Here is a 10,082-nt window from a genome sequence, read left to right as displayed (position 1 = left end):
GCTCGCAAAGATCATGCTCGGTCTTTACAAGCCGACTCGCGGCCAGTTCCTGTATCGCGACAAGCCCATCAAGAACCTGAAGGCTCACTGGAACGAAGTGCAGTCCGTGTTCCAGGACCCGTTCGGCTGCTTCAACCAGTTCTTCACGATTCGTAGCCAGCTCGAAGACGCCCTGAACATCCTCAAGGACAAGCCTAGCAAGGAAGAAGTTCGCCGTCGCGTGGACGAAGGCCTCCTGGCAGTGAACGTGACTCCTGCCGATATCGAAGGCAAGTATCCGTTCGAACTTTCCGGTGGTCAGATGCAGCGTATGTTGCTCGCCCGTATCTTCGCGCTCCGTCCGAAGGTGCTGATTGCTGACGAAGCTACTTCCATGGTGGACGCCTGCGTTCGTGCCAACATCCTCGATTACCTCCGCAAGTTGAAAGACGAGCTGAAGATGACCGTGGTGTTCGTGACTCACGATATCGGTCTTGCAAACTACGTTTCCGACCGAATCTTCATCATGCACGACGGTAAGATCGTGAACCAGGGTACTCCTGCCGAAGTGCTCGACAATACGACCGAACCGCATACGCTCAAGCTGCTCGACGATATCCCGGAAGTCCACAAGACCGAATGGATTAAGAACAGCCGTCGTAGCAAGAAAGGCTAATAGTCGTTAAGCTTTAAATGGAAAGGCCGCAGCGATACGCTGCGGCCTTTCTTGTCTAAGGAATTGCGCCCATAAAGAAAAGGTCCTGCGTTCGCAGGACCTCTTCAAGTTCGTAGAACTTTAGGTTCGATTACATGAACCAGTAGGTGGCTCCGACCTGGAGCTGCATGTGCTTGCAGGCGAGGTCTTCGGTAACCCACAGCTTCTTGCCGTCGACAATGGAGGTCAGGCCGAGAGCGAAGCGGAAGTTCACGTCGAGCTTCGGCATGACGGAGTAGCCAACGCCTGCAGCGAGGGCGAATTCGAAGGTGTTGAGGGCGTCGACATCGCTGTCGCCGAGGTCGAGAGTCACAGTGCCAGCACCGTAGTCCTGTTCTAATTCAGAGCTCAGGAGGAAGGCAATCTGCGGACCGACTTCCAAGAAGAGCTGCGGCATTACGTTGATGCGGGCGAGGATAGGAATTTCGAGAGCCCAGGTGCTCCAGGTGGCATCGTCGTCGGACTGGCGGCGGAGATCGATATCGATTTCCGGAACGATGCCGATCATTTCGTTCACGGCAATCTTACCGGCAACACCGGCTGCAAAGCCGAGGCCCCAAGGAACGTTCATTTCGTCGGCGCCATCGCCATAGAGGGTGCTGAAGTTGACGGCTGCGTGGCCACCGACGCTGATTTGTGCAAAGGAAAGGCCGGTTGCCAGAAGCACTGCGGCGAAAATAAGAGAGATTTTTTTCATGTTGTTTTCCTTGGTTAGGGTTTATGTAATAATAATATAGCAACATGTTTTGAAAATAGTATGTGCGGACGAAAAAAAATGTGTAATTGCACACAACGCTTTTTTTGGCGTGTTTCCCGCTGAAAACGGAAAAAATGCCTTTTTTCGTCTGTTTGAGGCTTATATAAGGTATATTCTTGCTCATGAATACCTTTAAACGTGCTTTTAGAACTTCCCTGGTGGCGACGGCTGCAGTTTCTTTGTCTGCAATTTCCGTATCTGCCGGTCCCCTTGTAAACCAGCTGGGCTTTTTCCCTGAATCCGAAAAGACTGTTGTGTATCCAGGCAATGATGCCGGTGCTCTTGAAGTCCGCGATCTGAAGGGGAAGACTGTCCTGAAATTGAATGCACCGATGGTCTACGAATGGGATTATAGCGGCGAAGAAGTGCAGACTTTTGATATTTCTGCCATAAAGACTCCCGGGACGTATCGCCTGTACCGTAATGGTGGTTACATGGGTACTCCGATTACGGTCGGCGACAAGGTTTACGAAGACGTGGCGAAGGCTTCGCTCAAGTGGTTCTATTACCAGCGTGCGAGCATGCCGCTCGAGGCCAGACATGCAGGCAAGTGGACCCGAGCAGCGGGTCATATGGATGACAAGGTCATTGTTTACGGTACCGACAAGGAGACCGCCGCGAACTTTGCCGCAGCGACCGGCACCAAGGAAGTCAAGAACCCCAAGAAAAAGGTCATAAAGTCTCCGCGTGGCTGGTACGATGCGGGCGATTATGGCAAGTATGTCGTGAACTCGGGCATTACGGTGTTTACTTTGCTCGAAATTTATGAACATTTTCCGAAGTATGCCGATACGCTCCAGTGGAATATCCCCCGCGAGTTCGCCAAGCTCCCGATGCTTTTGGAAGAAGTCCGCTACAATCTGGACTGGATGCTCACGATGCAGGATAGCGATGGCGGCGTGTATCACAAGGTGTCTACACTCAAGTTCTGTGGAAGTGTCGCTCCGGAAAAGGACGATGCTCCGCGCTATGCGATTATCAAGAACGTGACCGCTTCGCTTGACTTTGCGGGCGTGATGGCGCAGGCGAGCGTCGTCTATCGCAACTTTGACAAGGCCTATGCTGACAAGATGCTTAAGGCCGCCGAGAAGGCTTATGCCTGGGCAAAGAAGAATCCGACGGCGTTCTACAAGCAACCCAGTGATGTGCAGACGGGCAGCTACGCTCCCGGTAACGAGGACGGCAAGGATGAATTCCGTTTTGCCGCGACGGAACTTTACAATGCGACCCAGAAGGCCGACTACCTGACGGACCTGAAGGCTAACCCGTTCACGGCGAACGGAGCCTGGTGGGGTGATTTGAACATGCTCGCGGTGTTCCGCGTTGCGTTTGCGCCGAAGGTGTTCGGTGATTCCCTTGCCGAGGTGGCCAAGAAGATCCTGCTTGACGAAGCGAACAGCCTGCGTGCCATTGGCGATACGAGTGCCTACAGGCTCCCGATGCATCCCTGGAATTGGAACTGGGGGAGCAACAGTGCCGTCGCGAACAACGGTGTCGTGCTGATACACGCCTATCTTTTGACGGGTGACAAGAGCTATGTCGACGGTGCTCAACAGTGCCTTGACTATCTTCTTGGCAAGAATCCGATGGACATAACCTACGTGACGGGTTTCGGTTACAGGAGTCCGCGCAATCCGCACCACCGCCCGAGCGAAGCTGACATGGTTGACGATCCGGTTCCGGGAATGCTCGTGGGTGGCCCGCACCTGGGCAAGCAGGATATCAATCTGGATGGCAAGGAACACTGGAAGTGTCCGAACTATGCTGCCGCCGACAAGCCCGCGCTGGCCTATATCGATGACCGCTGCAGCTATGCGACCAACGAGGTTGCCATCAACTGGAACGCACCGCTTGCATACCTCGCTGCGGCTCTCGAGGCGATTTATAATAAGTGACACCCATTCGCTATGCTCAGGGCAGGCTCCGTGTCATCCTGAGTGAAGTGCGAAGCACGGAATCGATATATGAAACTTCGCTCTTTAGAGCGTTAGTTGAATTAGGTTCGAAGGAGCAGGATCTATTTAGCGGGTAGAACTTAGAAGATTGTCATGCCCGGCTTGACCGGGCATCTTCTATTTAGAGAAAAAAGAGGTATATTACGGATATGAGTTCGCCTTATGCCCGTTTTTTTTATTAGGGGGTGTCGATGAAGAAGATTTCTGAGATTACGCGGATTGTCGTGCAGATTGCCGTGCTCGGCATATTCTTGTTTGCGACGGCCCCGCTCTTTGCGGCGGGGCTTGTGAAGCAGTCAATCGACACGACCGATGCGATGGCGACACTTGACAATTTTGACCGCGGTTTCTATACACCGCAGGTGTTGCACCTCAAGCCCTCGGGTGGCAAGCCGGTTGACAAGCCGTATGGTAAGCTGTTGCATCTGCGCGCGGAAATTTCGGAATTCAGCAGTAACGCATGGCTTTCGATTGACACGACGGGAGGAAAGCGTGATACGATTCGCGGCGTGAGCCAGGACCTGACCGAAGACGCCCTGAACGTTTTGCAGCAGACCTTCAACAACATTCGCGACTTTGGCGGGCACGTGATTGTGCGAATCTGTTACGACCCGTGGTACAATGGCAGGAGCAATGTGACTCCGGCTCACGAATGGGTTCTCAAGCATGTGGAACAGCTTGCGCCAGTGCTTTCGAAAAATACCGACGTCATCGTGGCGCTCGAGATGGGCATGCACGGCGCCTACGGTGAGATGCATTCAGATACAAGCATTACCTACGACCGCGTTGCCGAAGCGGTGAACCTGATGTTGCGCAATACTCCACCGGAACTGAAAATCCTGACCCGCACGGGGAACTATTCCGCGAAGGTTTTGGGCTTTGACAACTGGGGGGTCGACTTCCACATCGACGGCGAGAAGTTTGCGGAGATTGCGAAGGCGAAGGGCGACACCATGTACCGCGTGGGAATGTTCAACGACGGCTACCTGGGAACGCAATACGATTACGGCACCTGGGGCGCGGATTGCAAGACTTCCATCTGTCGCGAAGAGGGAGTGGCCTGGCTTGAAAAGTACAGCATCAACACGCCCTACGGCGGCGAGGCGCTTACGACGGCAAGCGGCTACCAGGTCATCAACACGCCGGAGTTCTTGGCGTACGAGGGATTTCGCACGCATACGAGCTACCTGAACATCCAGTGGAACAACAACCTGATTGACAGCTGGAAAAAGACTCCCTTCAAGCAGAAGGATTTTGACTATGACCCGGCGCGTGTCGATTCGCTTACGGGTTTCAAGTACATCAACGACCACTTGGGCTATCGCTTTGTACTGCGCGAATCGTGGCTGAGCGATACGGTGGGAAGCGACGGAATTTTGCGTGCGAAGTTGCGCATCCAGAACGTGGGCTTTGGCAACTTGACGCGCAAGATGAAGGCCTCGCTCTACATTCATGGAATGGGTAATTTCGGCATGTTGGATACGTTAGGGATTCTTTCTTACCATGTTGCGCTTCCGGATACTATTGATTTCATGAAGGTTCATAGCCGTAAAATTGAAATCAAGGGTGCGGATACGGTGATGATGTTCGACGGAAACAACGAGCTTTCTATCGAGGCGGATGTGGGCTGTTATTCGAACTGGTCTGGAATCCCCATGTATGTTGAATTAAAAGTTTGCAGTGAAACAAACGAAGAAGATTGTATCCACTTTGCAAATAAAAATGGTTACAAGTACAATTTAGAAAGCGATGCCTATATAGGAAGTTTTCTCATGGGAGAATGCGAACGGACAGGTCTTTCCCGCGTTCTTCCGTCGAGTGCAGCCCAAAAGCAAAACGCCCCCTTCGTTCAGAGGGAACGCAACAGCGTGATTATTCGTGACAGCGAAAAGCGTTATAAAGCAAATGGAGCTACGCTTAGGTAGATTTTTTTAGATGGCGCTTAACGGCGTTCGTCTACTTGGTAGGCTCCTACCTTGACTACGAACTCGTGACACGCGGCTTCGGGATCGGGCTTGCCGAAGATGGCGGAACCGACCACAAAGATATTTGCACCGGCTTCCTTGCAGGCGAGGATGTTGTCGAGCTTGACGCCGCCGTCAATCTGGATATCGAGTTCCGGCTTCATCTGGCGAAGTTCACGAATCTTGTCGAGGCAGTAGGGGATGAGGCTCTGGCCGCCGAATCCCGGGTTCACCGACATGATGAGCACCATGTCCACGATGTCGAGCACGTACTTGATGCTTTCAAGCGGGGTCGCCGGGTTGATGGCCACGGCGGGCTTTACGCCGAGTTCTGCAATCTGGTGCAGCAGACGGTCGAGGTGGTTCGTTGTTTCGGCGTGCACGCTAATGATGGCGGCACCCGCCTTTGCAAATTCGCCCACATAGTTCTCGGGGTTCTCGATCATCAGGTGGCAATCGAGCGGAAGCTTGGTTCCCTTGCCCACGCAGGCCGAGATGCCCGGGCCAAAGCTGATATTTGGGACAAAGTGTCCGTCCATGATGTCGAGGTGAACAAGGCCTGCACCACCGTTTTCGATGGCTTGGAGGCCTTTTCCGAGTTCAAGGAAGTTTGCGTTTAAAACGCTTGGGGCGATGATTTGCTTGAGCATGGCCCAAATATAGAAAAGATGTATGGCACCGACAAACGGTTGTTTTGGTGCGATGGACATACTAGACGGAATATGTTTTTTTTGCTATCTTTGGCGCCAAACAATGAAAGGAGATAAATAATGTCTAAAGGTACAAAGACTGTAGTTGCCAAGGCCTCTGCCAAGAAGGTTGCCGCTAAGGCTGCTCCGAAGGCCGCCGCTAAGCCGGCTGCCGAAAAGAAGGCTCCCGCTAGCGCTGCCAAGAAGACCGCCGCTAAGCCGGCCGTTGAAAAGAAGACTGCCGCCAAGCCGGCTGCTAAGAAGGCCGCTCCGAAGGCTGCTGAAAAGAAGGCTCCTGCCGCTGCCAAGAAGGCCGCCGCTAAGGCCGCCAAGAAGGTGACGGTTGTGTTTGAAGCCAACTGCCCGCTCGCCACCACCGTGTCTGTCGCAGGTTCCTTCAACAACTGGGCTGTTGACAAGGACATGCTCAAGAAGGACAAGAAGACTGGTCTCTGGACTGGCAAGGTGACTCTCGATGCTGGCGATTACGAATACAAGTTCGTTTGCGATGGCCAGTACTGGGACGAAGGCGACAACAAGGTCAAGCACGTCTAATCTAGATGAAAGGACGGGCCTTCGGCCCTACAGACGAAAGACGAGAGAGGTTTCGGTTTGCCGAAGCCTTTTTCATTTTGTGTAAAATCCGTTGCAAGCCTGGATCCTTCCTCCTGCGGACTCAGGATGACACTCTTGAGACTAGCCTCACTAAATCCTAGATCCTAACCACCAGCCACTAACCACTATTTTCTATCTTTCCCCCCATGAACTATTCTATTCCTCAAGATGTTTTTGTGAAGGCTGCCGAACAGTACGGCACTCCCCTCTGGCTCTATGACCGCGCGACGATCGAGAAGCGTGTCAAGGAGGTCCAGGTTTTCGACACCGTGCGCTTTGCCCAGAAGGCATGTCCGAACCTCTCCGTGGTTTCGCTCATCCGCAAGCTCGGCTGCGTCGTCGATGCCGTCTCCGCTGGCGAAATCGTGCGTGCCCTCAAGGCCGGATTCAAGGGCGGCCAGCAGAAGGGCAAGGCTCCTGAAATCGTCTACACCGCAGACATCTTCGACAAGGATGCTCTTGAACTCGTGAAGGAACACAACATCGCCGTGAATGTGGGTTCGCCGGACATGATCCAGCAGCTCGCTGATTTCGGTGTGAAGTCCGAACTCACTATCCGCGTGAACCCGGGTTTTGGCCATGGACACTCCCGCAAGACCAACACCGGTGGCGACCTCAGCAAGCACGGCATCTGGCACGAACAGATCAAGGACTGCATCAAGCTCGCTCAGGCTAACGGCATGTGGATTACGGGATTGCATATGCATATCGGTTCCGGCACGGACTTTGAACACCTCGCTCAGGTTTGCGATGCCATGGTCGACGCGAGCCGTCGCCTGGGTAGCCACTTGCGCACCATCAGTGCAGGGGGCGGCCTCCCGATTCCGTACCATGAGGAAGACAAGGGCAACCGCATCGACGTGAACGCTTACTACAAGCTGTGGGACGATGCCCGTAAGCGCATTCAGCAGAGCATCGGCCACGAGGTCCACCTGGAAGTGGAACCGGGGCGCTACCTGGTGGCCGAAAGCGGTTACCTGATGGCCGAAATCCGCGCCGTCAAGAAGCAGGGTGACAACTTGTTCTACCTGGTAGACGCCGGCTTTACCGACCTCGTTCGCCCGAGTTTCTACGGTAGCTACCACGCCATATCGATTATCGCCCGCGACGGTCGCGAGATGAACGAAACGGTCGACGCCGTTGTCGCTGGCCCGCTCTGCGAATCCGGTGACGTGTTCACGCAGGAAGAAGGTGGCTTCGTGGTGACCCGCAAGCTCCCGAAGGCAAAGGTCGGCGATCTTTTGATTCTCCATGACGCTGGCGCCTACGGTGCGGCCATGAGCAGCAACTACAACAGCCGCCGCTACGCCGCCGAGACCATGTACACGAACGGCGAGCTGAAGGTTGTCCGCGAAAGGCAGACTTTCGAGCAGCTCCTCCAGAACGACAGGATTATTGATTTATAAACGGCGCATTACGGCGTTTCCCCAAAGGGGATAACTCTCACTAAGAGGCTACGCCTCAAGTGTCGTATAGCTCGCTCCCTCACGTACGTTTTAGTACGCTACGGGAGCTCGCGCCTTGTCCTGCTTGTTTCTAAATCAATATCAAAATGTGAGCATCATTTTATTTTTAAGGCTTTCGTCAGAAATGGCGAAAGTCTTTTTTTGAAAAGTCGCCTATTGTAAGACGGCCTTGAATTTGGTTATTGAATTATTCTATATTTGCCCATACCAAATGGTTCAACCCTCAAATCAAGGCTACAAAATGTCAGATCGTTTTATCGTGACCGGCAACTTCACCGATGACCCGTTCGCCATCGACATGGCCCAGTACATCGGCCTCCGTGAAGACATCTCCGACGTGGTCTCCCTGAAGACTTTCGCCAACTCCGAATTCTGCCCCCGCTATGGGCTCGACGTGGACGATATGGAACATATCGGCCGTCGCTTGGAAGGCAAGATCGTTTTGATTTGCTCGGTTTCGAACCATGAACGCAGCCGTAACGACTACGCCATGCGCAACTGCATTCTGGCCCGCGCCGCGAAAGACAACGGTGCCGAGCAGGTGGTGCTTGTGGAACCCGACCTGTTCTACAGCGCCCAGGACCGCGGCCCGCACCGCATTGGCCCTCTCGAGAAGGACCGCCCGGACATCGACTTGAAGAAGTTTGACGGCCAGGCCTTCACGAGCCTTCTTTATGCCGAACTTTTGAAGAAGTCCGGTGTCGATGCCGTGGTCACGGTGCACAACCACAGCATCAAGGTGCAGAACCTGTTTGCCGACATCTTCGGCAAGGACAATTTCCACAACCTGATTCCGACCGACGTCTACGCCCACTACATCAAGAACAGCAACTTTGTTCAGACGGGTAAGGATGGCAACAACCTGGTGATCGTTTCCCCGGACAAGGGCGCACGCCCGTTCATGAACGCCGTCTACGAGGCGCTTGACCTGCCGGAATGCAAGCGCGTGGTGATGGACAAGGTCCGTACCGGCGAACGTGAAATCAGCATGACCTTCAACCCGGAACTTTCCGACATCAGCATCGAGGAAATCCAGGGCAAGGACGTGATCGTGTTCGACGACATGGTGCGTACGGGTACGACCATCGTGCAGTGCTGCGAACACATCAAGAAGGGTAACCCCAACCGCGTGTGCTTCGGCGTGACGCACTTCCACACGAGCCCCGAGGCCCGCGAAAAGCTCAACAGCCCGGCCATCGACGAAATCCTCACGACATCCACCCTCCCGGACATCATGAACCGCGACTGCCAGGGCCGCCTCCGCAAGAAGCTCACCGTGATGAAGCTCGGCAAGTGGATTGCCCGCCACGTGATGCAGATGTATGGACTCGATGACGGACGCTTCGAGAAGGACTTCTACAAGATCGATATGTCCTCCAAGAACCCGCGTTGGCCCCCTCAGTTTTTTTAAGAATTTGAGTAATTAAAATTACGCAAGCCCCCAAATGAGAACCATTTGGAGGCTTTTTCTTTGCGGGGCTGATGTAGCCTAAGCGTTATTTTTTGTAATTTGGAAAAAAACTTTCGTAAGGAGAAACAATGATTTCTAAAAAAATTCTTTTCCCACTGGCCGCTATTGCAATGGCTTCTTTCGTTGCCTGCGGCGATGATAGTTCCTCTGGTTCTCCGGCTTCTGGCAATACCGCCCCGGCAAGCGTTCCAACCTTTATGGACATCGATAACTACGAATGTTCCGCGACGGTGAACAAGTGTGCTAAGGTGTATATCGAGGACAAGAACGACACCATGCAATGCGATGGCGTGAATGCTTGGAGATCGCTGGTTACTGGCCCTATTGCCGCCTGTGAAGCTATGTCGCAGCCTGCCGAAGAAACTCCAGCTGACCCTGCCACTGAAAACCCGACTAATCCTGATGTTGAAACTCCAGCTGACCCTGCCACTGAAAACCCGACTGATCCTGCTGTTGAAACACCGGCTGACC

At 53.7% G+C, this 10,082-nt stretch carries 9 protein-coding genes; 7 read left to right on the top strand and 2 right to left on the bottom strand.

The window, feature by feature from the left end; genetic code table 11:
• On the top strand, positions 1 to 655 hold a 655-nt coding region (locus tag Q0628_RS06475), incomplete at its 5' end, for a dipeptide/oligopeptide/nickel ABC transporter ATP-binding protein (RefSeq protein WP_298769296.1).
• A gap of 130 nt (positions 656 to 785) precedes the next feature.
• On the opposite strand, the gene Q0628_RS06470 is transcribed toward Q0628_RS06475, so the two are convergent.
• Entirely contained in the window at positions 786 to 1,391 is a 606-nt protein-coding gene (locus Q0628_RS06470; protein ID WP_298769294.1) for a porin family protein, read from the bottom strand.
• Between the two features lie 182 nt (positions 1,392 to 1,573).
• Between Q0628_RS06470 and Q0628_RS06465 the strand changes: the two genes are divergently transcribed.
• Positions 1,574 to 3,346 carry a glycoside hydrolase family 9 protein gene (locus tag Q0628_RS06465; RefSeq protein WP_298769292.1) on the top strand — a complete coding sequence of 591 codons (1,773 nt, stop codon included), beginning with the start codon at positions 1,574 to 1,576 and terminating at the stop codon, positions 3,344 to 3,346.
• Between the two features lie 251 nt (positions 3,347 to 3,597).
• Positions 3,598 to 5,331 (top strand): DUF4832 domain-containing protein, encoded by a 1,734-nt coding sequence (locus Q0628_RS06460; protein ID WP_298769290.1) that lies wholly within the window; start codon positions 3,598 to 3,600, stop codon positions 5,329 to 5,331.
• Between the two features lie 17 nt (positions 5,332 to 5,348).
• On the opposite strand, the gene rpe is transcribed toward Q0628_RS06460, so the two are convergent.
• On the bottom strand, positions 5,349 to 6,020 hold the full coding sequence (gene rpe, locus Q0628_RS06455; RefSeq protein WP_298769288.1) for a ribulose-phosphate 3-epimerase: 672 nt from the start codon (positions 6,018 to 6,020) through the stop codon (positions 5,349 to 5,351).
• 120 nt (positions 6,021 to 6,140) lie between these two features.
• On the opposite strand from rpe, the gene Q0628_RS06450 reads away from it, so the two are divergent.
• The 4 genes from Q0628_RS06450 to Q0628_RS06435 all read left to right on the top strand — a co-directional run.
• A complete protein-coding gene (locus Q0628_RS06450) occupies positions 6,141 to 6,614 on the top strand; it encodes a glycogen-binding domain-containing protein (protein ID WP_298769286.1) in 474 nt (157 codons plus the stop codon).
• A gap of 206 nt (positions 6,615 to 6,820) precedes the next feature.
• Complete coding sequence (gene lysA, locus Q0628_RS06445) at positions 6,821 to 8,080, top strand: diaminopimelate decarboxylase (protein WP_298769284.1); 1,260 nt, start codon at positions 6,821 to 6,823, stop codon at positions 8,078 to 8,080.
• Positions 8,081 to 8,381: 301 nt separating this feature from the next.
• Positions 8,382 to 9,551 (top strand): ribose-phosphate pyrophosphokinase, encoded by a 1,170-nt coding sequence (locus Q0628_RS06440; RefSeq protein ID WP_298769282.1) that lies wholly within the window; start codon positions 8,382 to 8,384, stop codon positions 9,549 to 9,551.
• A gap of 170 nt (positions 9,552 to 9,721) precedes the next feature.
• The coding region (locus tag Q0628_RS06435) for a hypothetical protein (protein ID WP_298769280.1) at positions 9,722 to 10,082 on the top strand (361 nt) is incomplete at its 3' end.

Source organism: uncultured Fibrobacter sp. (genome assembly GCF_937877005.1).
In the GTDB taxonomy this organism is placed as follows: Bacteria; Fibrobacterota; Fibrobacteria; order Fibrobacterales; family Fibrobacteraceae; genus Fibrobacter.
Note: the sequence above shows the minus strand (reverse complement) of the source record. Positions and strands in the feature narration are given on the sequence as shown.

Coding starts and splice junctions, on each gene's coding strand:
- Q0628_RS06470 (WP_298769294.1), bottom strand. CDS start 1,391: ATGAAAAAAATCTCTCTTATTTTCGCCGCAGTGCTTCTGGCAACCGGC.
- Q0628_RS06465 (WP_298769292.1), top strand. CDS start 1,574: ATGAATACCTTTAAACGTGCTTTTAGAACTTCCCTGGTGGCGACGGCT.
- Q0628_RS06460 (WP_298769290.1), top strand. CDS start 3,598: ATGAAGAAGATTTCTGAGATTACGCGGATTGTCGTGCAGATTGCCGTG.
- rpe (WP_298769288.1), bottom strand. CDS start 6,020: ATGCTCAAGCAAATCATCGCCCCAAGCGTTTTAAACGCAAACTTCCTT.
- Q0628_RS06450 (WP_298769286.1), top strand. CDS start 6,141: ATGTCTAAAGGTACAAAGACTGTAGTTGCCAAGGCCTCTGCCAAGAAG.
- lysA (WP_298769284.1), top strand. CDS start 6,821: ATGAACTATTCTATTCCTCAAGATGTTTTTGTGAAGGCTGCCGAACAG.
- Q0628_RS06440 (WP_298769282.1), top strand. CDS start 8,382: ATGTCAGATCGTTTTATCGTGACCGGCAACTTCACCGATGACCCGTTC.